This window comes from Patiriisocius sp. Uisw_017, assembly GCF_047731265.1.
In the GTDB taxonomy this organism is placed as follows: Bacteria; Bacteroidota; Bacteroidia; order Flavobacteriales; family Flavobacteriaceae; genus Patiriisocius.
In genome coordinates, this window is record NZ_CP159835.1 from 24,153 (window position 1) to 48,283 (window position 24,131).

Sequence of the window (24,131 nt, forward strand, 5' to 3'; positions counted from 1 at the left end):
CATCTAATTATAGTTTTTTTCTAATTATTTAAAACTAAAACCCCATCCAAAAGCTTGCTACACTTCTCTGCTCCTTCATTTGTTAAATGATCTGCATCTCTAAAGTCCGAAGGTAGAAATGCTTCGTTCTTATTCCAATCAAGGTAGCTGGTATTTTGATTATTTGAAGCCAACCCTGATAAAGTTTTTTTAATTTTTTGTTTCTTATTCGCATTTAAAAGATCATAATACACTGAATATACTGGCATTTCTAAAAGAACGACACGTACATTTCTTTCTTTACAAAGCATTATCATTCGCTGAAGTCTCTTTGTATTATTTGCAAAATCTAATGATTCATCTTCGTGTTTTTTAGCAATAATAACAGCGATTTTATTTTTATCTGATATCAAATCACCCTCGTCTTGTTTACCATAACCATTAGGATAACAAGAAAGGATAGCACCCTTTTCAAAATAAGTATGAACAAGCTCAGCAGATTTATTAAATCTTCGTGCCAACGCAAGACTGTACTTTTTAGGATCATAGGCAGCAACAATGGGTACGTCTAAATCCATTTGCTGATCGTAAAAGTATTTTCGCCAAGAATCTTCTTTGCTATTGTCCTTTGCCGAAAGACTAAAGTAACTCACATTAAGCACAACTGTTTTCAAATTGAGCAAATTTTCTAGGTGTTTATCCAAAAGTAACTCATCAAAATAAAGACTTTGACTAATGTTCCCTAGATTAAAAGTAGCTGCTGAAAAATATTCTGGATTCAAACCAAAAAACGTGTGTGAATCTCCTAAAAGCAGCGTTTCAATATCTTTATATTCAGTTTCAATTTGTGAAGTTTTATAGGTATAATTTGTTGCTACAGTTCTGTAAAAAAATTCCAAAGAAGCCCATACGAATAGTACTGGCAGGCAAAACAATAGTATTTTTGTATAAAGCTTTTTCATTTAAAATTGAAAATAAATAAAGGGTTGTAAATCTCCAGCAAAGTAAAAGATGCAGAAAATTGTGGTAAAATAAATTGCATACCGAATTCCTTTGCTTTTAACATACTCAATATCAAACACGTGTTCTCTGTTTCTTTGAATCCATTCAGCAACCATATAAAGTCCTAATAAAACAACACCACTTCTAGGAATATTAGGCATTGTAAACAACGAACTTGAGAATATAGTTTTCAAATATAACAATGCATCTATAATAGTTTCAGCTCTAAAAAACACCCAAGCCAAGGTGACAATGGTAAACGTAAAACCTATATTAAATAGTTGTCTTAGGGATGGCAACTTTCTTTTTTGATCAAATGAAACTTCCCTTTTTACAAATAGAATGACCGGAATAACAAACAAAGCATGTACAAAACCCCAGGCCAAAAATGTCAAGTTTGCGCCGTGCCAAAGCCCACTCACTAAAAAAACGGCAAAAATATTGAAGACCAATCGTGGTTTAGAAACCCTACTCCCACCCAAGGGAATATAAACATAGTCCCGAAACCACGTAGACAACGAAATGTGCCAACGGTGCCAGAAATCTGATACATTTTGTGCCAAATATGGAAACTTAAAATTCTTCATTAAATCAAAGCCCATCAATCTTGAAGTCCCGATGGCAATATCGCTATAGCCGGAAAAGTCTCCATAAATTTGAAATGCAAAAAACACCGCTCCAAAAAATAAGGTACTACCACTTTCAGTTTGATAGTTCTCAAAAATATGGTTCGCAACCAGTGCACAATTGTCTGCAATTACCATCTTTTTAAAAAGGCCACCCAAGATAAGCCGCAACCCATCCACACTTTTCTGACGGTCAAAAACCCGTGCTTTTTTAAACTGTGGTAGTAAATGCGAAGCACGCTCAATAGGCCCAGCAACAAGCTGAGGAAAGAACGAAACAAAAGCAAAAAAGGCCACAGGGTCTTTAGTTGGGTTTATTTTCTTTCGGTAGATGTCGATGGTATAACTTAGGGTCTGGAAAGTGTAAAAGCTAATTCCAACAGGGAGTAATATATTCCAAGTAGTCCCCTTCATTTCCGTTCCTAGTAATGAAAAAGCTTCCACAAAAGTGTCTACAAAAAAGTTGAAATATTTGAACGTAAAAAGCAATCCTAAGTTAAAAAGCAAACTCCCCCATAACAACATCTTTCTTTTAAAAGGGTTTGAAGTTTGACCTAAAAAACTGCCTACAAAATAATCTACCACCGAACTCAAGAAAATGAGTGATACAAAACGCCAATCCCAAAAAGAGTAAAACAAATAACTTACAGCGACCAAAAAAGCATTTTGACCTCGCAGTGATTTTTTAAAGACAGTCCAATACAACAAGAGCACTGTTGGAAAGAAAATGGCGAAATCTACGGTGTTAAAAAGCATTAGTTTTCCTTTCTATCAGTATCGCCTTTTTTATAAACGTGTGGATTTTCTTTTATTCCCTTTTTAAAAAATTTACGAACTGTCATTCGCAATTGTGCATCTTTAGTTAAAATAAAATCTCGTATGCGTTGACCAGGCCTCGCTCTAAAAGAAGTGACATGAAATTTATCTTCATTGGTCAATGGTGTATCACTAAAATAATAGTTTGAAACACAACAGCGTTCGCCACTATAACTAACTGGGCTCACACTATGCCAAGAACGTTGGTGCGTTGCCATTACTACCAACCTGTTATACCTGCTATGAACGGTTGTTTGTTCTTCCTCTAAGCCACCTGGCCAAATTTCGAGATGACCTCCATAACTATCATCCCAATCTGGAGTTACATAATAAAGTAAATTTAAAACCCTCCAACGATCTCTATTTTTATCGTGTGAATTATCCAAATGTGGATGTAAAAAATTGTTTTCAGCCATTAAAGAAATTCCGCCAGCGTATAAATATTCGTCAGGCACCAATTCTGGTATCCCGCAGATTTCACTTACAATATTGACCACGCGTTCATCTTGAAAAGCATAGATTATTTCTTCTAGCAGTGGGTCATATTGATTCATTTGAGCGGCTACGTACTTAAATTCGCCTAAATTTTTCTTAAGCATCATTTTATCTTTTGGAGGAAATGCCGTCGCTATTTGAGCTGCAATTTCGGCAGGAAGTAAATCATCAATAAAGAAATGTCCAATTTCATTTTCTGAATTTTCGTAGGCCTTTTTTAAGACCTCCTTTTCTCCTATAAGCCTTTCGGCAATAATCGTGGCTAAGGTAGTACGCGTCATAATATGCTATAAGTTTCTTGAAAAATAAAATTACTATTTTAAACTGAAAAGGAACGTGCCAAAAAAATGTATTTTTACACAAGACATCACTATGATTTCCATTTTAATCCCAACATATAATTATAACTGTTTTCCCTTAGTGGAAACACTGCTCTCTCAAGCAGAAAAATTAGCAATTACTTTTGAAATTATTGTGGCTGACGATGCATCTACAGACCCTTCCTTTCTGCATCTAAATAGAAAAATTACTAAACTTTCAAATTGTGAGCTAATTGAACTCAAACAAAATAAAGGCCGAAGTAACATAAGAAACTATCTTGCTGAAAAAGCGGAATACCAGTGGTTATTATTTTTAGATGTTGACACGCAACCAAAGAATCCCAATTTTCTTGAAAGGTATCTAAACGCGATTGATGAAGCGCACGATGTTATTTATGGTGGTATCCACTATAAGAAAAATAAATCCCCGCAAAACAGTCTGCGATATCGGTTTGGGATTGAAAGGGAATGCGTTCCTGTTCTTAAAAGATTAAAAGCGCCTTATGAACATTTTATTACCATAGCATTTTTAGTAAAAAAACACGTTTTTTCCACATTGTCTTTTAGCGATAATTTATTGCGGTATGGGTATGAAGATGTGGTATTTGCGCTTCAATTAAAAGAGCACAATATCAAGATAAAACACGTTGACAACCCAATTACACATCTTAATCTAGAAACCAATTCTGAATTTTTAAATAAGTACCAACTCTCTATTGCTAGTCTTTTAAATTTTTATCGAAATGATGAAATAACCGCTAAAGACAATAGATTACTTTCCATTTATGAATCATTAAAAAGAATGAACCTTGTTGGTCTGGGTGCTAGTTCATTTAAAATTTTCAGGAAAACCCTTGAAAAAAATTTACACTCAAACAATCCCTCATTAAGAGTTTTTGATATTTTTAAATTGGGATATTTATGTACGTTAGCAAAAAAGAAAGATGCCTGAATTTTCAGTGGTCATACCTGTGTATAACAAAGCTTTGTTTTTATCGAAGACCATTACTTCGGTTCTAAAACAGACTTTTGAAGACTTTGAGTTGGTTATCGTTAACGACGGTTCTACAGATGATAGTGAACAGGTTATAAAAAAGTTTGATGATCCTCGGATTGTATATCTTAAACAAGAAAATCAAGGTGTTTCTGCTGCTAGAAACAAAGGTGTCTTAAAAGCAAAGACCAAATATATTGCTTTATTAGATGCAGATGATTATTGGGAACCCAACTATTTAGAAGAGATGGATACTTTAACAAAAGCACATCCTGAGGAGTCGATTTTCGCAGTTTCCTTCCATATATTGGAACGAGGAAAATTTAAAAGTCCCGAGTATTCCATTGAAGACTTGAAACAACATGAAGTAAGAACGGTCGATTTTTTTCAGTCTAGCTTTATAGAATGTATTCTAACAAGCAGGAGCACAGTCGTTACAAAGGAAGCAATCACTGTTGCCGGTTTATATGATTCAAAAATTAGAAGTGGCGAAGATACAGATGTTTACATCCGACTTGGGTTACAGCATAAAGTCGTTTTTAAGAATACCGTTTTAGCAACATACGTTATAAATGCTGGAAGCCTTTCAACAAAAAAGATACCTTTCGATAAGCGTTTGAATCCCCTCAAGTATAAAAGGGAAGCAAGTTCGAATCCTGCGGTAAAGAAATATCTTGATTTAAATAGCTACTCACTGGCATTGCTTGCGAATCGCATAGCAGATAAAAAAGCATACCATTCATTTAGGGATAGCATAGCTCCTGAAAACCTAAATTCTAAACAACAATTTTTACTGAATGCTTCTCCGTTTTTACTGAATACAATATTTAAACTCAAAATATTTTTAGAAAAGATAGGGCTATCACTGAGCGCTTATAAATGATTTAAAATCTGAGTATTCTCTTATATAATCAGCCTCGTCAAAAACTGCACTTACGAGAGAAAGACATACAGACCCCGCTGAAAAGTTCTCCAATTCTCGCCAAACACCGCTAGGAATCAACAAGCCTTTGTTAGGCCGATTTAGTGTTATAGTTCTGCGTTCTTTACCATTATCAAGAACCACATCAAAACTCCCACTTAGTGCTATCAAAAATTGCTGCAACTCTTTGTGCGCGTGGCCTCCTCTATTACTATCACTAGGAACATCATATAGATAGTAAACACGTTTTATTTCAAAAGGTAAAAGTTCCTTCTCTATTACTGAAAGATTCCCTCGACCATCTGGATCGCTTATTTTTGGGATTTCTAAAAGCGAAAGTTCTGAAAGATTAGTGTAATGCATGTTGTAATAATTGGTTCCATTTATCTCCAATTTCGTCCATTGTGTATTGCTCCACACTCGGAATCGTATTGGATTTTAATTGCGAATATAACGCATCATTCGTGCAAATAGTTTGTAAAGCTTCTGCAAAATGAGTCTCATTCCTTTCTTTTACTAATAACCCATTGGTTCCAGAAGTAATAATCTCGTTGGGCCCCGAAATAATATCTAAAGAGACTACAGGAGTACCTAAAGATAAAGACTCCACAAGCACCATAGGAAAGCCCTCATATTTACTGGTTAACGCAACGCATCTTGCATTTTTAATAATCGAAAAAGGACTGCTTGTAAAAGGTAAAAACTCAATACAATGCTTAGAAGGTAATTTTTGTGAAAATGCAATTAGCATCCCCTTGTCTATTCCATCTCCTAAAATGACTAATTTATACCCCTTTTGCCAGAGCATCGAATTTGTAAATGAACTAATTAAAAATTTAAAATCTTTAATACGATCGTCCATTCTTCCATAACTCAAAATGTAGGGCGCATCAATTTTAATTTCTGTTTCGCTAGCACGAGCCCAACTAGGGTCAAAAGCATTGTGAATAGTAACACAATTTGACACCCCTTTTGGCACAGCAATCTGTTTGTTAATATATTCTGAAACAGCTATTGTACTCGCATTACTATTGTAAATTTTAGTAAATGAAGTTGGCTTTTTTGTAAAATATTCTGGTGCATTGGAACTATGAATTACATAGATTTTTTTTAAACCTTTATAAACATACCGTTGATAAAAATGCTCTTTTAAAAAGTTATTTTTGGGACGATGGTCGATAATCACATCGAATTTTTTAGTTATTAAGAACTTCCGAAGCAATCTAAAACGCTGTAATCTTCCTGCTTTAGGGTTCTTATTACTAGCTACTTTCCGAAGATTAAAAATAGTTCCTTCTACAGGGAAGTCTATTTCGCTATTTAAAGTAACAATATGAACCTCGTGCCCTTTATGAGATAACATTTGTGATAGCATCGCGCACGACCTCTCGGCGCCACCTTTAGCCAACGAAATGGTAACCAAACAAATTTTAAATTTTGCCTTGCGAGCGCTTTGGGTCATCAATAAATGCTATTTTTGAAAGAATTCTTACATCCCAAAGATACCATAAATATGAAAATATTGCTCGTGGGCGAATATAGCAGATTGCACAACTCTCTACAAGAAGGGCTGCGACAATTGAACCACGATGTGATACTAATTTCAACAGGAGATTACTTTAAGGATTATCCCAGTGATATCAGGCTACAACGAAAATTTGAGAATGGATTTCCTAAGAAAATAAAAGTAGCTTTATACAGTCTTTTTAAGTGGGACATTACCTCTTATTATATCAAGAAACAGTTTTTTAACACTGTTGAAAAACTAAAAGATTTTGATGTGGTACAACTCATTAACGAAAGTCCTTTTGGCGCTTCTCCCAAGGATGAAATCGAAATGATTTCATTTTTAAAGAAGCATAATAAAAAGCTTTTTTTATTGAGCTGTGGAACAGATTTCATGAGTGTAAGCCACGCTTTGAGCGATGCAAATGCCTATTCAATTCTTACTGGGTATAAAGATGGAACGGTGCCTAAAGCGCATTACAAATACATCTTAAAATATGTAAGTGCTCCGTTTAAAAAGCTTCACGAATTTGTGTACAAGACGATAGATGGCATAATCGCAAGTGATATTGATTATCATCTTCCTTTACTTGGACATCCAAAATACATAGGATTGATTCCCAACCCCATAAATAGTTCAAAATTGGAATACATTCCATTGCAAATTGATGGAGTCATTACTATTTTTATGGGTATTAATCGCTCCAATTATGACAGTAAAGGGATGGTGTTTTTTGAAGAAGCAATTAAAATAATAAAACAGAAATATCAAGAAAAAATATGGATCGAAGTTGTTGAAAACCTTCCTTATACTAAATATATTAAAAAATATAACAATGCCCATATTGTGCTAGACCAAGTGTATGCCTATGACCAAGGATATAATGCATTAGAAGCAATGGCAAAAGGAAAGGTCGTATTTACAGGTGCTGAAAAAGAATTTATGGAGCACTACTTTTTGGAGGAAAATGTAGCAATTAATACACTTCCAGATGTTGATTATTTAGTAACTGAATTAAGTAGATTGATTGAAAACCCGAACACGATTATAGCAATTGGGAAGAAAGCAAGGTCCTTTGTTTTAGAATACCACGCGCACGATGTTGTCGCTAAAAGATATATTGAAACTTGGAAGAAAAGTATTTAGAGCGCTTCGAAAAGTTCAAGGTGACCGCGGAGTCTCACCCTATTTCTTCTTCCACAATAGCATCATCAAAATTTTGTGTTTTCTTATTTCTGAAGTACCGCCAAACCAAAAATAACACCACTACAAAATAAATTATATAACGTATAAAGTGGCCAATTACAACCCCTTCTACTCCATATTCAATTACAAAATAATTTGCTAAACCATAAAATAAAGCAAGCGAAAGTAATTCTGAAAAGATGAAATTTCGCACCATTTTCTTTGCTAAAAATTGATGCGCCAATACCAAGGAAGCCAAGCGAATAAAATCACCTAATAACTGCCATTTAAATAGTGGTAGCATTTCGTCAAGTCCCGGATACAAAAGAGTTACAATAATCGTTTTACCAAAAAAGACTAGAAGCATTCCCAGTCCAAAAATAGGCAGCAGGGTTTTATAAATACTAATCACTTCGTTTTTAAAATCTTTTCCCGTAAAGATTCCCGCGAATTTAGGCAATACATACAATGAAAATAAAGACCCAGAGAAGACCATATAATTACGAGAAATAAAAGAGATGTTGGTCCAGACACCTGCGTCCTTTTCGGTCATTTTTTCGGCAAGCATATTCCGAATATCAATTTCAATAAAATGCAGTAATAATGTGGCAACAAAAGACATTAACGTAAACGCCAATAAGTTTTTTGCGAACGGAGTTTTCAACGATAGTTTTGAAAACTGAACGTGTTCATTTAAAATTTTGTAGAAAATGAAAAATATGACTACAATTTGTATCGCAGGGGCAAGTGCGATCGCTAAAAGAGCTCCCTCTAAATCATAATATAGCAAACAGAACACCAGTAAAGCAGCACTCAACAGATAACTGATTAGTTCAATCTTTGCGAATTTTTTGTACTCTGAGAGTCCATTTACTACACCGCTAAAAACACGTTGCAATGCAATTGTAGGTGTCAAAATCGCTACGAACTTTACAATATAGGTGTATGCTCCGTCATCTGTAAAAAGATAGTTGCTAATCTCACTGGCAAATACAAAAAGAACAATTCCTGAAATGATTGTTCCTACAAGGGTAAATACAAAAGCCGTAGAAAAAAGCTGCTGTAGCTTTGGTTTATCCTCCTTATATTCGGCTAGATATTTTACAACGCCATTAAAAACTCCTAGCGAAGTAAGCGAAGTTAAGAGCAATGTTAAGCTGCGTAACTGGCCAATTTTATAAAGTCCCTCTACTCCTACTTTATCAAATAAAACACGTTGAATTATGGCTGAAACAAGCAACCTAATAGAAACTACAACCGCATTTAAAGAGGTCATCTTTAAAAGTAAATTCGATTTTATAAAATTTGGGGTTTTCAATTAGTAGGCGTTTATCACTTTTATAACTTCATCCACTTGTTCTTGCGTCATTACTGGACTCATAGGCAAGCTAATTACTTGATCCTGAAGTTTTTCAGAAACCGGGAAGCTTAGGTCTTCAAACTCTTTGAGTGCTTGTTGTTGATGTGGTGCGATGGGATAATGTATTAAATTTCCAATCCCATTTTCTGTCAAGTATTTTCGAAACTTATTTCTGTTTTCAACCTGCACTACAAACAAATGAAATACGTGGTTTCTGCTTCCGTCATAGCTTGGTAATTTCACTTTAGGATTTGTGATTTTAGCTAAATATTCAGCAGCAACTTTTCTTCGGAAATCATTATCCGCATCCAAACTTGGTAATTTAATGGCGAGCAACGCTGCCTGGATTTCATCCAATCTAGAATTGAAACCCAACACTTCATTTACATATTTTGAAGAGGTGCCATAATTGCGTAGTTTTTTTATCATTTCTGCTAGCTCTGAATCGTTTGTCGTTACCGCTCCACCATCTCCCAAAGCGCCCAAATTCTTGGAAGGATAGAAACTAAATCCAGCAGCATGGCCTATATTTCCTGCCCTGTTTCCACTAATATCGATAGCGCCATGTGCTTGGGCTGCATCTTCAATAACTAACAAATTATGATAGCTAGCAAGTCTCGAAATGGTCTCCATTCCTGCGATTTGCCCGTATAAATGTACTGGCATTATCGCAACTGTTTTTTGATTAATCGCAGCTTCTAAAGCGTCCATGTCAAAATTGAAGTTCTCCTTTTCAACTTCCACTAAAACAGGAACTAAGCCGGCTTGTTTTATCGCTAGAACAGTAGCAATATAAGTGTTTGATGCAACGAGTATTTCGTCTTTTTTCTTTAATCTACCCAATGTCTTATAGGCCTCTAAAATGAGTCGCAATGCATCCAAGCCATTCCCAACTCCAATGCAATATCGAGTACCGCAATAACTAGCGAAGGCTGTTTCAAAATGGGTTACTTCGTTGCCAAGAATGTAGTAGCCTGTCTCTAAAAACCTATTGAATACAATCTTAAAGTCTTTTTTAAAACGAGTGTTTATCTTTTTAAGATCTAAAAATGGTATCATATAATATTTAAATCTATTGTTTTATAGGCTTCCGTTTGGACTAAGTAAGTATCGGTAGTAAAGGTGCGTGCGCCGCAGCTCTCCTTCCAAAAAACCAAACCCGAATTTAAACGAGTTCCGTTTTCTTCGCTTGAAATATTAAAATCAAAATAGCGCTTGCTTTTTTCAAAGTGGTTGATAATAAAATCATAAGCCAAATCTAAACTTCCTAAAGCATTTTTTGTGCCGTTCCCAGAAACATATTGCGGGTGTATTGCTGTTTTTGTTAGGAAAACAGTCGTTCCAGCAACAATCGTATCGCCTTGATATACATTAACTTGTTTTATATTTTCTGGGAAATGTTTTGCCAATAATGTAATTTCTTCCAATGAATGTACGGGCGAAACATCGTGTTTGTTTTTTAGATTCGGAATTAATATCTCATTCCAAAAAGAATCAAAGGTGTCTTCTAACTTTATTTTTAAACCATTCCTAATTGCTTTATTAATACCCTCCCGTCTGTTCTTTTGAAAACGTATTTTATGAGTGGTATCAATAACCATCAAGGCATCCCTTTTCAGGAGCTTCCCATTCGCTTTAAACATAAAATAAGCCAGCTCATCTGAGGGAACCGCATTATAAAAGGTAGGAATATTTCTTATTTCTAGCGAAGACACTGCCGCAGTATTTAAAAACTTTAATACCTCTTTAAATCCTTCAAAAGCATCTAAGAGCTTTGCATTTTCTTTTAAAATAAAACTTCCGTAAGTAAGACCTTGGTGAGAAATAATGCGTTCTTCTTTTACATTGGCTGGCAACAAGGAGAACAATACATCCCCTTTAAAAACTAGCAACGAATAGTCTTCAAAACGATCGCTATGGTAGTCCATAAAATTACGATCAAATAAAAAAGTGGCGTTTTTTGCTGTTTTCACAAAGGCATTCCACTCATTAAAATGAGAAGTAGTATAACGTTGAACACTATAATTAGTCTTCTTTGACAAACTTGTTTATTTTAAAGATGTAAATTTGTTCTTAATACTTGGTAAAATTAAAGGTATTTTAACTGTAACTCAAAATTTTTGCAAAATCTTTACCCCATTTCTCGAGGATATACATTTGTTAGATTCGCATTGTTCACAATCGTTGCGTTGTTAGTGCTATGGCGTCCTGTCCAATTACAACCAGATTCTATAGGATATCTAGAATCTTGGTTGAACAGACCTCCCGTATATCCCTTATTAATTGCTTTTTTTGAAAGCCTATTTGGTTCATATTATCTTACTGCTTTAAAGGTCTTTCAATTAGGACTAGGACTGTTTTCAATTCATTTTTTTACCTCGGAAATACGAAAAATAACTTCTTTAAACCCCCTTTTTTCCTTAGTATTAACGGCAATTTTGTTGATTCCGTATGTGTATAACCAGCTTGTTGCAAATTATGTTTTAACTGAAGCACTTGCCTATCCGCTATACTTGGTTGTTTCCGTAAAAGCCTTGGTATTTTTACAACACCGAAATTTTAAACAATTAGGACCTATTTTGGCCTTGATGTTACTGCTCCTATTGGTACGGAAACAATTTCTCTTTGTACTTCCATTTTTGATCTTGATCTTACTTTGGACCGGATATCAAACCAAAAAATTTAGAAAAAGTGCTATCGGAATTATCGCTGTACTCGCAGTTCCTTTTCTCGCGACTCAAATAGACTGCACCTATCACAAAATTGTTCACGGTCACTACGTTGCAACACCTTGGAATGGGATTCATTTATTGGCACCTGCCATGTATGTAGCCGATGCCGAGGATGTACGTTTATATGACGATGAAGTTGAAAAGCAGTTCTTTTTAGATATGTATGCTAGTATTGAAAAAAAAGAAGTAACCAGTAGTTCACAACCAGCATATTTTAAAGACCGAGGCATTGAACATTACTTAAACAGCTTTCCTGCTATTGCCAATGCAACACTCTATAAAGAAGGTATTGTTCGTTTTGAAAACAAATTGCCTGGCAACGAAGCTTTAATCGAATTAAACAAAGTTACTACCGCTATGGCTCCTGCTTTAATTATGGATAATTTTAAAAAGTGGATCACAGTGTATATTAAAAATATGATGCACGGTTTTGGTAGTGCCAAGCACTTTTTATTTTATGCTCTGCTTGCCTGCATAGGCTTCTATTTTTTTAAGAAGAAAGATGTAGTTTTTAATACAATGCTACTTTTCTCTCTTTTTTTAATAAGCAATGTTGCCATCATTGCGACAGGAATGCACGCATTAAAACGCTTTACATTTTATAATGATTGGGTGCTTTTCCTTTTGTTTTTCTTATTAATCCAACGTTATTTTACACAGGTCAAGAAGGTAGGATAAAAAGTTATATTGAAGATTTAAAAAGATGAATAACGAACTGGTAACACAGGAACATTGGTGGAAACGAAATTGGAAATGGGCCGTTCCAATAGTAGGAACAATCATGATGGCAATTGTAATTTTCTTCTCTTCTGGAATGAACTTAATTGTGACTGATCTGGTTCAAGCGTATGCAGACACGAAGCTTTATGAATACGCACTCGAAAAGGCAAAGTCCAACGACAGCGTTATTGAACTACTCGGAGAGATTGAGGCTATTGAAAATCTTGCGATTTTAGAAGGCGAAGTCCATTATACTAATGAAAACAAAACGGTAAATGCAACAATAGGATTAAAAGGAACAAAAGGAAAAGCCAAAATGGATATTACCGCAAACAGAGTCAATGATAAATGGAGCTACAAAAAAATTAATATCCGAATTAAAAATCCACCTGAAAAGAAACAAACGATTGAACTAATAACAAAATAAGGCTAAACCACTATGGGCTAAAATAGCATAGGTTTTTTATGAATCAAATTCATTTGAAAACGCCTCAGTAATGAGTTGGTAATGGCAGTAAAGTTTTGCCTGAAAGTTATAAATTAGCCATCTCAACAATTTTTAGAAGCTAGAGCAAAATGCACTTGCCAAGGGCGTTCTAATGGGACCAAGTTTAAAACTAATTCTCGATACTCTCAAAAGCTACCCCACCTTTCCCATCAAGACATTGATAGATTCCAGTTTCGACACCTTCGTTTAAGATGGTGTAGCTACTATCCATTTCTAAATGCTTTAAAAGATTAGTGTCCTCACTAAGATGTGCAAATAAAATCCTGAATAAATTTACGGAACTTTTAAAACTATTATCAAATTCTGGGCGATTGTTCTCAGGCCATTTAATGAGTAAATTTGCGCTAAACATTGAATGTAACAAGTCTCGATTTTCTGTTTTTTTATAGATTTCTTGGGTGTACTCCATTCCAACAAAACCGCCGTGATCTGCCATTATAATAACCAAGGCATTGGGATCATTTACCTCTATGGTTTGTAGTATTTGCGTGAGTTTTTCATTGGCAATCATTAATCTGTCAATCCATAATTCTCTTTCGGCCGCTGCTCCTTTTGTAACGTTTGCATTTACTGCAATGTGCGATGGCATTAAGAATTCAATAAAGAAAAATTGTGGTTGGTTTTTATTCAGTGTATGATTTTTTAAATCTGAAACGACATCGTTACTGCCTAATAATCCTGTTCCAATATAAGGGACGTCATCTGCAGTCAAATTGCTTGTGTCAAACCCCAAAGTAGGCTTGTTTACCAGCAAATAGTCATTTTCTACCAATAAGTTTGTTTGGTAACCATTATTTTTAAAAACGGAAAGTACGGGGTTTTTACCCACAATTTGCTTCCGCATTTTAAAGCCTTCACTAAAATTATCGGAGCCATTATAATAATGGTGTTTCATCATAAACGTAGCGCTGTTTGAAGTGAGCGTAGAAGCATAATTACTTCTGAAATTAGGGTAGTGTGTAAATCCCTTTTTACTAACAAAGTTTTCAAACACCGAGTTTTCAACCTTGTAATACCCTTTTTTCAATTCAGAAAAATTAACGTAGCCGTCGGGTTGGATGAAATAGACATTTGGCCTTTGTTTGAATTGAGTTTCATCAATACTATCTGGCAGTTGTGTCCAACTAGCATCGTAGGAAACTAGTTCGTACAATTTTGGAATTAAAGTTAGAAATGCCATCGCTGCTAATAAAAACTGGAGGACTATAATTTTCTTTAGATGTGTGTTTAGGAAATAGGCTACGACTACAGAAATCACAAAAACCCCTGCAATCATTTTCCTTTGAATCCCTGCATACAGGGATATTTTTAATAGAAATAGAAATAAGAAGATGTTTAAAAAAGGAAGGACATACTTGTGCCATTTCGCAAAGCGAGCCTTGACGAGGGTATTTGAAATCCAAAAGACAACCGCTGGAAGTACTATAAAAAAAAGCAAAAAATAACCTAGGTGTCCCCAAGTATTTACCAATGGAAAATTATTCGAAAAATAAAAAAGTACTGGATATAACCCTGCAGCCACCGCCGCTAAAATAGGAGACACCAACGACACTACAGAAGAATTATTAGCCACTGACCCCTTTTTTTTAGCAGCCATACTTATCGCCTCTTAAAAAGATACAATACCCGTTTTGTTCCCGCTACTTGCTCTTTCTTTTCAAGTGAAAAATAAGTTTTATATGCGGTTTCGAAATCAGCCAGATTGTAAAAATCAAAATGATTGATAAACTCTCGTTTGCGCACTAGTAAAGATTCCACCCATGTGTCTTCGCGCATTGGGAATTCGATGATTAAATTTTCACTAAACGAGGCGAAAAATGAAGCCGATTTATCAAAAGGCACATTTCCGCTTAAAGTAATATGGTGTATTAATGCCAATGCCATGGTAACATCTGGCGCGTAGATTTTTAAACGTTCAATAAGCGATTCGCGCTCGGTATTATTAAAACCAATCCCAGGGGCTGGTTGCAATACATCACACACAAAAGGGAGCATGTTTGTTTCTTTATTATCAAAGACTTGCTGGTAATTTTGAGCGACTGCGTTGCTATCAATATCAGTTACAATAACATCGGGCACCTCTTTTAACACGGTGCGTGCAAAGGTACCGTCATTTCCTCCTACATCAATTAATTTTTGAGGGTTTATGACTTTAACCCAAGTAGCAATTAGTTCCTTCTTTGCATTAAATGCGTCATCGTTATAATTTGTTTTTGTGTAATAATTTCCCCATTCTGAGGCTTCCTTTAGCTTCAGGTTTTTGATGTAGTCGTATAAATTATCGAGGATATTATTTTGCTGTTTTAGACTCAGCTTTGTAATTTTTGTTTCGGCCTTATAATCTTCGCTGTGCTTACTTTCCATTTTTGCAGCGAGATGGATGTTGGTGTATAAGGTCGAACTCAATTTGGTTTTTGCAGGAAGCAGCGATGCAATGAGTTTAACTGGAATCCCATCGATGTGTGTTTGCATCATTTTTAAAATCTCCGTGCCGTGATAGCTCGCCAATACTAGCGGTCCAAAAAAATGGGTGATAAATTGTTTATAGGCTCTCCAAGGTGTATTTTCTTCGTAAAAATCAAAAGAAAGGGTGTCTATAAAAATAGGTTTCCCTTTGTGAAAAGTAACATTATAAGCCGAAGCATCTTTGAGTATAAACCCTTTAGACAGCGCGTATTTCTGTATTTTTAAAGTGAGTAAGGCCGCATGTTTGTATTGATCAAAACTCCATTCAAACGGGTTTGTAATAAATGGAATAGGCTCTGGGGTAATGACAATTTGATCCTTTCCTACCGAAGTCTCCGTATGTGCAATAAGCAATTTGTTTTTGATTAAACTTTCAAAAACACCTTTGTCTTTAAGCGCGTTGTACTGTTTAAAATAGATAGGAAGTATGGAACGCCGTAAGGTTTCGCCATCATTAAATATAAATCCCGAGGGATCTCGAAAAGAGGCTTGGTGGCGTTGCTCGTTATTTGGTATCGTCATTATGCTCTTCGGTTTCATCAATATCGATAGAATCGTACGGATCTTCTTCGTCTTTATTTAAGCCAAATAGTGCTTTAATTTTGTACATAACACCTTTAGAAAAAAGCAATATACCTGCGGCTGCGGCTGCTATTGCCTGTACAATCATCATTCCTGTGCCGGCATCAAAATATAGAAAAATCATAGTTTTAAATCTTCCACAAATAAACGAAAAATACGGGTTTTTATTTCGGTATGGAGAAGGTTTCTTTTTTAGAGGGTTTTGAAGGAACTAAACTTTGGGATTAAGTGATTGGCTTTTTTGTGGACAACGACGACAATAAACTGACGATATCAAGACTCTGTTGCGGTATATCGACGACAAATTGTATCATATAATAGGATGGCAATAATTAAAAACCAGATTCGAAACACGAAAAATATACTTCTTATAATCATAATTTTACTCTCTATTGCTTCGTATACAAATGAAAAAAGAATGGTTGAAAAAATTGAATTCAATAACGAGTATAAATTTAGTTCTGAGATCGAGTGTAAAGTTAAAACAGATACTATTGCTTGGAAACATCAAATTTCTGCTGCCGATTATGCTACCAAGGGAGATTATAGAAATGCTTTAAAATCTTTGCAATCTGCGTGGGTGAAAATTTACTTTTTCTCATACTGGTTAAAATTAAGATTAATATTCTACTTTTAAACAGTTCGGTTTTAGGGGAAGCTTACATAAATAGGAATGTGGAAAAGGCTGGACTGACATCACTGTGTTTCATCTAAACACAGAATATATTAATAATAGACCTAAACAGCTATTTGAGAACGTAAATAAAAAAACCTCCAAAAAGAATTCTCTAATTGGAGGTTTTAAAAATCTATATAAATGTACGCTTACATTTTATTACGCTTTCTATCTACTTCTTTAAGATGAACTTTACGTATTCTTAAAAAGTTAGGAGTTACCTCAACATATTCATCTTTTTGAATATATTCTAGCGCTTCTTCTAATGAAAATTTAATAGCAGGAACAATCTTTGCTTTGTCATCTGCACCACTAGAACGTACGTTACTCATCTTCTTTGTTTTGGTAATATTCACCGCCATATCATCTTGACGTGTGTTTTCTCCAATAACCTGTCCTCCATAAATATCCTCACCCGGTTCTACGAAGAAACGTCCACGATCTTGTAACTTATCAATAGAATAAGGAATTGCATTCCCGTTTTCCATAGAGACTAAAGATCCGTTTTGACGTTCTGGAATTCCTCCTTTTAAGGGCTGGTATTCTAGAAAACGGTGTGTCATAATTGCTTCACCCGCAGTTGCTGTTAACAATTGGTTACGCAAACCAATGATTCCACGAGATGGGATTAAAAATTCACAAATCATTCTTTCTCCTTTAGCTTCCATAGAAACCATTTCTCCTTTTCGAATGGTTACCATATTCACGGCAGTACCACTTACGGTTTCTGGTAAATCAATGGTTAATGCCTCTATTGGCTCACATTTTTTACCATCAATTTCCTTGATAATTACTTGTGGTTGCCCAATTTGTAATTCATATCCTTCACGACGCATGGTTTCAATCAATACGGAAAGGTGTAATACACCACGACCAAAGACTAAAAACTTATCTGCACTACCCGTTGGTTCCATACGGAGCGCTAAATTCTTTTCTAATTCTTTTTCAAGTCTTTCTCTGATATGTCTTGAGGTTACAAATTTTCCGTCTTTTCCGAAGAAAGGTGAATCGTTAATGGTAAACAACATACTCATCGTAGGCTCATCGATTGCAATTGTTTTCATTCCTTCTGGATTTTCAAGATCAGCAACAGTATCACCAATTTCAAAACCTTCTAAACCAACAAGTGCACAAATATCTCCAGCTTGTACTTCGTCTACTTTTTTGCGACCTAGACCTTCAAACGTATGTAATTCTTTAATTTTTGTTTTCTGTATACTACCATCTCTTTTTACTAAAGCCACTTGCATTCCCGCTTTTAAAACACCTCTCTGTAAACGACCAATAGCAATACGGCCTGTGAATGAAGAAAAATCTAAAGATGTAATCAACATTTGTAGGCTTCCATCTTTAACTTCAAAAGAAGGTACGTGCTCTAATACCATATCCAATAATGGCTCAATGTTTTTAGTTTCATCTTTCCAATCGTCACTCATCCAGTTATTCTTAGCTGAACCGTATACGGTAGGAAAATCTAATTGCCATTCTTCTGCACCCAATTCAAACATCAAGTCAAATACTTTCTCGTGTACTTCTTCTGGCGTACAGTTTTCTTTGTCTACTTTATTAATTACCACGCAAGGCTTTAAACCAAGGTCTAATGCTTTTTGCAATACAAAACGTGTTTGTGGCATAGGTCCTTCAAAGGCATCTACTAACAAACACACACCATCTGCCATATTTAATACACGCTCTACTTCACCACCAAAATCGGCGTGACCAGGGGTGTCAATAATATTAATCTTCGTGTCTTTGTATACTACAGAAACGTTTTTAGAGGTAATGGTGATACCACGTTCACGCTCTAAATCGTTATTATCTAGAATAAGATCTCCTGTATTTTCATTTTCACGAAAAAGGCTACAGTGATGCATAATTTTATCTACCAAGGTTGTTTTACCGTGATCAACGTGTGCAATAATTGCAATATTTTTAATTTTCATTTTGAATGCCCGTGACGACGGGTAACAATTTAATTAACAGTATTTTACCTAGTTTTTGACAAACAAATATTTATTTATCGCTAACAGGGCGCAAAGGTACTGTTTATTAATGAATTGACAAGCTATCTAAAGTAAAGTATTATTGTTGCAATTGCATTAAAAGGCCCATCTTAACAAGTAGATCTGGACGCAATAAAAACTGATACTCGAAGAACGTACAAGTTTGAGTATCTTTGCAAGCGAATTAAATGCCAAACAATGACGCTACAAAACATCCCAAACATAAAACACAGCAACAGCAACAATTTCTTTCTATTAGCTGGCCCTTGCGCGATTGAAGGCGAAGAAATGGCCATGCGCATTGCTGAAAAGATTATTACGATTACAGACAAATTAGAGATTCCGTTTATTTTTAAAGGAAGCTACAAAAAAGCAAACCGAAGTCGTATTGATAGCTTTACAGGTATTGGAGATGAGAAGGCATTAAAAATTCTTCAAAAAGTATCGCAAACCTTTAAGGTACCTACAGTAACCGATATTCACGAAGCAAGTGAAGCAGCCATCGCTGCGCAATATGTAGAAGTCTTACAAATTCCAGCATTCTTAGTGCGTCAAACAGATCTTGTGGTTGCTGCAGCAAAAACAGGAAAGGTAGTTAATCTTAAAAAGGGACAATTTATGAGTCCTGAAGCTATGCAACACGCTGTGCAAAAAGTAAAAGATAGTGGGAGCGATAAAGCCTGGATTACAGATCGAGGCACCATGTTTGGCTACCAAGATATGATTGTCGATTTCCGTGGAATTCCAACGATGAAACAATATGCACCCGTTGTTTTAGATGTTACCCACAGTTTACAACAACCCAATCAAAGTGCTGGGGTTACTGGGGGCAGACCAGAAATGATTAGTACCATCGCACGCGCAGGAATTGCAGCAGGCGCAGACGGTCTTTTTATTGAAACTCATTTTGACACAGCGAATGCAAAAAGTGATGGCGCCAACATGCTAGACCTAACAAAACTTGAAAAATTATTGACAGACTTAGTTGCAATTAGAAAAGCGGTTAACTCTTTGTAAAATTATGGAGTCGCTAGTTTGAAGCCTGAAGTTAAAAAATAGCAATCGACAATCTCCAATCTGTACGGTCACCAAAAAGACGCAAAAGGCACAGAGTATTTTTGGAATTCATAATTTAAAATTTTGTGACTTTTCTCTATACTGTAGAATCGCTCTCTTTAGTGAATTATACTTCTTCGAGACATTCATCTAATATCGTATCATCTATATTTTCGGGTTTGTAATAACGCAATGATCTTATAAGTTTTCGCTTTTAAGTAGGCAAATATTAAGGAAACTACATAATTATTACTCCAATAATATCTTGTTATAGCACTATAATAGAATCATACAGAAAAAAAATGCTCAATTACCCCTAGTACTTGAGTATTTTTTTTTCATTTCTACTATTCTTTTGCAAGTTGCTTTATAACTTGTCCACTTTGAGTTGAAATCATAATGAGATACGTGGCACTCTGTAAATTAGAAATATCGAGTATGAAAAGTGCATTCGCTTCTGCAACAGTATGTTGTTTTACCACCCTACCGCTAATATCATAGATTGTAATCTCTTGTAAATTCACAAACTGCGGATTGCTGATGTTAATGACATCATTTGCAGGATTTGGATATAGAACAATCGTTTCTAGAGAATTTTCAGGGTTTGTATCTCCTAAAATATCATCCACATATACAATAAACTCACATTCAATTTCAAAACCGCTAACATCTACTGCCGTCAAGGTTACCACGTGATTTCCTTGTTCTAAAACAGTACCAGGATCTGGATCTTGCGAAGTACTCAAAGAAGAAGAACAATTATCTGTTGCCGTAGCCTCTCCAGTTTCAAAATAATCTGGAAGGATATAGGGCCCGTCAGACGTTACATATTGATTACCTGGACAAGTTAAATTAGGAGCTAAACTATCTACCACATTAACAAATGCAGCACAAGTATCTGCTACACCAGCAGCATTGTACACCGTAAATTCAATTTGAATAGGAGCACCAACGTCTTCACAGGTAAAACTATTTCTATTTATACTAAAACCATCAATACAACGAACACCTGTGGAGCCTCCATCAAAAGCGATTGCTAGCACAGTAGCTGTTCCATCTTGTTGTAAAGGTAATGTCACATTCTGGCACACGGCATTGGGAGCAAATATACCCTCTTCAATAGTTACCATTGCTGTGCAGCTTGCTACATTTCCACCTTCATCAACTATTGTTATTATAATTTCATTTACCCCAACGTTACTACAATCAAAAGTATCAACACTTATTTCTGTACTTACAATACTGCAATTATCAGACACTTCGACGGTGATATCATCCAAGGTGAGAGTAGCTAAATAATCTTCATCTAAGTTGATACTAATGTTTTGACAAATAAGTACTGGAGGTGTTACATCTTGAACCGTAACTACCGCATTACAAGTAACTACATTACCCTGACCATCTTCAATTGAAAACACTACTGTATTGTCACCAATATCACTACAGTCAAAGCTTGTTGTATCCAGTGATGTGGTTGCGTTTCCACAGTTATCACTACTTCCTAAATCTATATCTGAAGTTGCTATTGTAGCAAGTCCATTTTCATCTAATTGTACGGTTATACTTTGACAAATCGCGATAGGCAATTGGGTGTCTTCTACGGTCACCACTGCAGTACAACTTGCTATATTTCCGTTGACATCTGTAACGGTAAGCGTAACGAGGTGATCACCAACCATAGAGCAGTCAAAGCTAGTTACATCAATTTCGGCACTCGCAATACCACAATTATCGGTACTTCCTGCATCAATATCTGCCGCAGAAATTTCAGCTAGATTATTTGCGTCTAGAGCAATCGTTATATTTTGACAAATAACATTTGGAGCAAGCGCATCTTCAATAGTAACAATAGCATTGCAAACATTGGTCAATCCTGCGCTATCGGTCACCGTAAATAATACTGTATTCACCCCTATATCGTCACAGGTAAATGAATTAATATCAAGTTCCATAGAAACAATAGCACAATTATCGCTACTACCAGCGTCAATATCAAAAGAGGTCAATATTGCAGTACCCATTGAGTCTAACTGAAGTGTAACATTTTGACAAACAGCAGTAGGAGCCGTATCGTCTATAATATTCAAGTTGAAAGAACAAACAACTTCATTTGTCCCATCATTGGCAAAAATTTGTACTACCGTAACTCCCGAAAAAACTGGAGTACCAGGTATAGGAGTTTGACTCACCGTAAGTGTAGAACAGTTATCTGTAGCATTTACGTTAATACGATAATCTGGTATAACAAACGTGCAGTTTCCAGCAATCGTTTCAAATTGATCTGATAGGCAATCTAGCATTGGCGGTGTGGTATCTAAAACAGTAATCGTGGTCGTACAGCTTTCTGAAAAAGCACCATCGTCTATCGTAATTACAACACTGGTAACACCAATTGAATAGGGTCCTACTGGGCTTAACGTCATCGTTGTAGACAAACCATCTGGATCAAAAGAACCTGCGTCAAAATCTGAAACAGTAGCTTCGCCTTCACAATTGGCATTCGCCGAAACAATAACTGGTTGACAAATGGCTACTGGTGGTTGGTTACACGCAAACAATGGGTCTTCGACAATAACGGTCGCAGAACAAGTGCTACTATTTCCATTAGAATCGACTACCGTTAAGACCACTGTATTTGCGCCTATATCCTCACAGGTAAAACTAGTTACATTTATAGATAATGAAGCGATTCCGCAAAAATCATTGGAAGATGCACCTACATCACCTGCAGATATTGTTGCCATTCCTGAAGCATCTAAGGGTACACTAAAAGTTGTACAAACTGCATTTGGAGCTACTGAATCTTCTACTGTTAGTATAAAACTACAAGAACTTGTATTACCACCGTCATCTGCCGTTAAGGTTATCATAGTTGGACCTTCTCCCACTATGGAGCCAACTGCTGGTGTTTGTGAAACCGTAACAGGACTACAAGTATCAAATGCATTTGCCAAACTACTATAATCTAATAATGTAAACATGCAACCTGCAGTGTTTACTTGTTCTATTTGATTTGCTGGACAACTAATTGTAGGTGGAATAACATCATTTTGTAGTATTTGAAACGAACAGGAACCAATGTTCCCTACATTATCTTCAGCAAATATTGTTACTACTGTGTTTCCAGTAATTGTAGTTCCTGGAGCAGGATCTTGAGACAAGGCAAAAGGACCTGGGTAACAGGCATCTGTTACTGTTGCCATACCACTATAATCAGGAAGTAAGAATTGACAATTAACATCAAAATCTTCCATACGATCCAATGGGCAATTTACTAAAGGTGGTCTGTCATCGATCACATTAATAATAAAAATACAAGGCGTATTATTGGAACCATCTGTTGCTATCAAAGTTATAGCTGTAAATCCCAAACCAACTATGGTTCCTGCAAGAGGTGTCTGAGATACCATAGGATTCCCGCAGTTGTCACTCGCAGAGGCAAGACCAGAATAATCAGGAATGATAAAAACGCAATTTAAATCTGCACTCTCATCTCTATCTTCAGGACATAAAATCGTAGGAGGTGTTATATCATTCGCAATCACCTGAAATGTACAAGCACCTGTATTACCTGCGTCGTCTGTTGCAAATAAGAAAATGGTTGTTGTACCAGAAATAATTTCCCCTGGGGCAGGAGTTTGTGTAATAGGAATACTACCTGAACTACAAGCATCTGTTGCACTTGCAATTGCCGTATAGTCTGGAAGAACAAATTGGCAATTTGAGTCAAATATTTCAACTTGATCAATTGGACAAGTAAGCGTTGGAGACGTGGTATCTATAACGAGGATGTCAAAGGTACAATTTGCAATATTCGACCCATCGTTTGCTGTTAATGTAATCGTAAATAAACCCAATCCCCCCAGTGTTCCGGCGGATGGACTTTGTGTTATTGTTGGCGGTGCACAAGCATCTGTAACAACTGCTAATGAGCTATAATCTGGGAATATAAAAATGCAGGTTGGTGTTACAGTTTCTGTTTGATTCGGGGGGCAATCAATGCTAATATTGCAGGCTTCAGTATCACTAGTTATTTTTTTTGACGCACTCAAAGAGGTCGCTTGTAAAACAAACGATGATAACAAAAATAATACTACAAGAAATGCATTAACCGTGTAGCTTTTTTTCATTTGGAAAATTTTAGTTGATTAAAGACGAAACAAGATAAACTAAAAATTCCAT

General features: G+C 35.7%; 19 protein-coding genes. 6 read left to right on the top strand and 13 right to left on the bottom strand.

The window, feature by feature from the left end:
• Positions 1-20: 20 nt before the first annotated feature.
• Genes ABXT67_RS00100 through ABXT67_RS00110 form a run of 3 tightly spaced genes read right to left on the bottom strand, consistent with a single transcriptional unit; the run spans position 21 to position 3,199 of the window.
• Positions 21-941 (bottom strand): hypothetical protein, encoded by a 921-nt coding sequence (locus ABXT67_RS00100; protein ID WP_415375262.1) that lies wholly within the window; start codon positions 939-941, stop codon positions 21-23.
• Positions 942-2,363 carry an MBOAT family O-acyltransferase gene (locus ABXT67_RS00105; protein WP_415375263.1) on the bottom strand — a complete coding sequence of 474 codons (1,422 nt, stop codon included), beginning with the start codon at positions 2,361-2,363 and terminating at the stop codon, positions 942-944.
• On the bottom strand, positions 2,363-3,199 hold the full coding sequence (locus tag ABXT67_RS00110; RefSeq protein WP_415375264.1) for a 2OG-Fe(II) oxygenase: 837 nt from the start codon (positions 3,197-3,199) through the stop codon (positions 2,363-2,365). The genes ABXT67_RS00105 and ABXT67_RS00110 overlap by 1 nt, the downstream gene beginning before the upstream one ends.
• A gap of 91 nt (positions 3,200-3,290) precedes the next feature.
• Between ABXT67_RS00110 and ABXT67_RS00115 the strand changes: the two genes are divergently transcribed.
• Positions 3,291-4,190 carry a glycosyltransferase family 2 protein gene (locus tag ABXT67_RS00115; RefSeq protein WP_415375265.1) on the top strand — a complete coding sequence of 300 codons (900 nt, stop codon included), beginning with the start codon at positions 3,291-3,293 and terminating at the stop codon, positions 4,188-4,190.
• On the top strand, positions 4,183-5,115 hold the full coding sequence (locus ABXT67_RS00120; RefSeq protein ID WP_415375266.1) for a glycosyltransferase family 2 protein: 933 nt from the start codon (positions 4,183-4,185) through the stop codon (positions 5,113-5,115). Before ABXT67_RS00115 ends, ABXT67_RS00120 begins: the two co-directional genes overlap by 8 nt.
• Here the strand turns inward: ABXT67_RS00120 and ABXT67_RS00125 are convergent.
• Both ABXT67_RS00125 and ABXT67_RS00130 read right to left on the bottom strand, forming a co-directional pair.
• Positions 5,095-5,517, bottom strand: a complete 423-nt coding sequence (locus ABXT67_RS00125; RefSeq protein WP_415375267.1) for a sugar 3,4-ketoisomerase — start codon at positions 5,515-5,517, stop codon at positions 5,095-5,097. The two genes, ABXT67_RS00120 and ABXT67_RS00125, sit on opposite strands and share 21 nt — an antisense overlap.
• Complete coding sequence (locus ABXT67_RS00130) at positions 5,504-6,616, bottom strand: glycosyltransferase (RefSeq protein ID WP_415375268.1); 1,113 nt, start codon at positions 6,614-6,616, stop codon at positions 5,504-5,506. The genes ABXT67_RS00125 and ABXT67_RS00130 overlap by 14 nt, the downstream gene beginning before the upstream one ends.
• 15 nt (positions 6,617-6,631) lie before the next feature.
• Here ABXT67_RS00130 and ABXT67_RS00135 point away from each other — a divergent pair, with 15 nt between their 5' ends.
• Positions 6,632-7,807: a glycosyltransferase gene (locus tag ABXT67_RS00135; protein WP_415375269.1), complete on the top strand. Its 1,176-nt coding sequence runs from the start codon at positions 6,632-6,634 to the stop codon at positions 7,805-7,807.
• A gap of 34 nt (positions 7,808-7,841) precedes the next feature.
• Here the strand turns inward: ABXT67_RS00135 and ABXT67_RS00140 are convergent, their stop codons facing one another.
• From ABXT67_RS00140 to ABXT67_RS00150, 3 genes are read right to left on the bottom strand one after another with little or no spacing between them, the layout of a single operon-like run.
• A complete protein-coding gene (locus tag ABXT67_RS00140) occupies positions 7,842-9,122 on the bottom strand; it encodes an O-antigen translocase (protein ID WP_415375270.1) in 1,281 nt (426 codons plus the stop codon).
• A gap of 42 nt (positions 9,123-9,164) precedes the next feature.
• The gene (locus tag ABXT67_RS00145; protein ID WP_415375271.1) at positions 9,165-10,265 is read right to left on the bottom strand and encodes a DegT/DnrJ/EryC1/StrS family aminotransferase; all 1,101 of its coding nucleotides are present in this window, start codon (positions 10,263-10,265) and stop codon (positions 9,165-9,167) included.
• The gene (locus ABXT67_RS00150) at positions 10,262-11,248 is read right to left on the bottom strand and encodes a GNAT family N-acetyltransferase (RefSeq protein ID WP_415375272.1); all 987 of its coding nucleotides are present in this window, start codon (positions 11,246-11,248) and stop codon (positions 10,262-10,264) included. The genes ABXT67_RS00145 and ABXT67_RS00150 overlap by 4 nt, the downstream gene beginning before the upstream one ends.
• A gap of 78 nt (positions 11,249-11,326) precedes the next feature.
• Between ABXT67_RS00150 and ABXT67_RS00155 the strand changes: the two genes are divergently transcribed.
• Together ABXT67_RS00155 and ABXT67_RS00160 are read left to right on the top strand one after the other, a co-directional pair.
• Positions 11,327-12,616: a hypothetical protein gene (locus ABXT67_RS00155; RefSeq protein ID WP_415375273.1), complete on the top strand. Its 1,290-nt coding sequence runs from the start codon at positions 11,327-11,329 to the stop codon at positions 12,614-12,616.
• A gap of 25 nt (positions 12,617-12,641) precedes the next feature.
• Positions 12,642-13,085 carry a cytochrome c oxidase assembly factor Coa1 family protein gene (locus ABXT67_RS00160; RefSeq protein ID WP_415375274.1) on the top strand — a complete coding sequence of 148 codons (444 nt, stop codon included), beginning with the start codon at positions 12,642-12,644 and terminating at the stop codon, positions 13,083-13,085.
• A gap of 190 nt (positions 13,086-13,275) precedes the next feature.
• On the opposite strand, the gene ABXT67_RS00165 is transcribed toward ABXT67_RS00160, so the two are convergent.
• The 4 genes from ABXT67_RS00165 to typA all read right to left on the bottom strand — a co-directional run bounded on the left by ABXT67_RS00165 (position 13,276) and on the right by typA (position 18,833).
• Positions 13,276-14,763 carry a sulfatase-like hydrolase/transferase gene (locus ABXT67_RS00165; protein WP_415375275.1) on the bottom strand — a complete coding sequence of 496 codons (1,488 nt, stop codon included), beginning with the start codon at positions 14,761-14,763 and terminating at the stop codon, positions 13,276-13,278.
• A 2-nt stretch (positions 14,764-14,765) separates the two neighbouring features.
• The gene (locus ABXT67_RS00170) at positions 14,766-16,154 is read right to left on the bottom strand and encodes a class I SAM-dependent methyltransferase (RefSeq protein WP_415375276.1); all 1,389 of its coding nucleotides are present in this window, start codon (positions 16,152-16,154) and stop codon (positions 14,766-14,768) included.
• Positions 16,138-16,338 carry a hypothetical protein gene (locus ABXT67_RS00175; RefSeq protein ID WP_415375277.1) on the bottom strand — a complete coding sequence of 67 codons (201 nt, stop codon included), beginning with the start codon at positions 16,336-16,338 and terminating at the stop codon, positions 16,138-16,140. The genes ABXT67_RS00170 and ABXT67_RS00175 overlap by 17 nt, the downstream gene beginning before the upstream one ends.
• A 701-nt stretch (positions 16,339-17,039) precedes the next feature.
• Positions 17,040-18,833 carry a translational GTPase TypA gene (gene typA, locus ABXT67_RS00180; protein WP_415375278.1) on the bottom strand — a complete coding sequence of 598 codons (1,794 nt, stop codon included), beginning with the start codon at positions 18,831-18,833 and terminating at the stop codon, positions 17,040-17,042.
• A gap of 258 nt (positions 18,834-19,091) precedes the next feature.
• Between typA and kdsA the strand changes: the two genes are divergently transcribed.
• Positions 19,092-19,910 carry a 3-deoxy-8-phosphooctulonate synthase gene (gene kdsA / locus ABXT67_RS00185; RefSeq protein ID WP_415375279.1) on the top strand — a complete coding sequence of 273 codons (819 nt, stop codon included), beginning with the start codon at positions 19,092-19,094 and terminating at the stop codon, positions 19,908-19,910.
• 386 nt (positions 19,911-20,296) lie between these two features.
• On the opposite strand, the gene ABXT67_RS00190 is transcribed toward kdsA, so the two are convergent.
• Positions 20,297-24,079, bottom strand: a complete 3,783-nt coding sequence (locus ABXT67_RS00190; protein ID WP_415375280.1) for an HYR domain-containing protein — start codon at positions 24,077-24,079, stop codon at positions 20,297-20,299.
• Positions 24,080-24,131: the final 52 nt, after the last annotated feature.

Coding starts and splice junctions, on each gene's coding strand:
- ABXT67_RS00100 (WP_415375262.1), bottom strand. CDS start 941: ATGAAAAAGCTTTATACAAAAATACTATTGTTTTGCCTGCCAGTACTA.
- ABXT67_RS00105 (WP_415375263.1), bottom strand. CDS start 2,363: ATGCTTTTTAACACCGTAGATTTCGCCATTTTCTTTCCAACAGTGCTC.
- ABXT67_RS00110 (WP_415375264.1), bottom strand. CDS start 3,199: ATGACGCGTACTACCTTAGCCACGATTATTGCCGAAAGGCTTATAGGA.
- ABXT67_RS00115 (WP_415375265.1), top strand. CDS start 3,291: ATGATTTCCATTTTAATCCCAACATATAATTATAACTGTTTTCCCTTA.
- ABXT67_RS00120 (WP_415375266.1), top strand. CDS start 4,183: ATGCCTGAATTTTCAGTGGTCATACCTGTGTATAACAAAGCTTTGTTT.
- ABXT67_RS00125 (WP_415375267.1), bottom strand. CDS start 5,517: ATGCATTACACTAATCTTTCAGAACTTTCGCTTTTAGAAATCCCAAAA.
- ABXT67_RS00130 (WP_415375268.1), bottom strand. CDS start 6,616: ATGACCCAAAGCGCTCGCAAGGCAAAATTTAAAATTTGTTTGGTTACC.
- ABXT67_RS00140 (WP_415375270.1), bottom strand. CDS start 9,122: ATGACCTCTTTAAATGCGGTTGTAGTTTCTATTAGGTTGCTTGTTTCA.
- ABXT67_RS00145 (WP_415375271.1), bottom strand. CDS start 10,265: ATGATACCATTTTTAGATCTTAAAAAGATAAACACTCGTTTTAAAAAA.
- ABXT67_RS00160 (WP_415375274.1), top strand. CDS start 12,642: ATGAATAACGAACTGGTAACACAGGAACATTGGTGGAAACGAAATTGG.
- ABXT67_RS00165 (WP_415375275.1), bottom strand. CDS start 14,763: ATGGCTGCTAAAAAAAAGGGGTCAGTGGCTAATAATTCTTCTGTAGTG.
- ABXT67_RS00170 (WP_415375276.1), bottom strand. CDS start 16,154: ATGACGATACCAAATAACGAGCAACGCCACCAAGCCTCTTTTCGAGAT.
- ABXT67_RS00175 (WP_415375277.1), bottom strand. CDS start 16,338: ATGATTTTTCTATATTTTGATGCCGGCACAGGAATGATGATTGTACAG.
- typA (WP_415375278.1), bottom strand. CDS start 18,833: ATGAAAATTAAAAATATTGCAATTATTGCACACGTTGATCACGGTAAA.
- kdsA (WP_415375279.1), top strand. CDS start 19,092: ATGACGCTACAAAACATCCCAAACATAAAACACAGCAACAGCAACAAT.
- ABXT67_RS00190 (WP_415375280.1), bottom strand. CDS start 24,079: ATGAAAAAAAGCTACACGGTTAATGCATTTCTTGTAGTATTATTTTTG.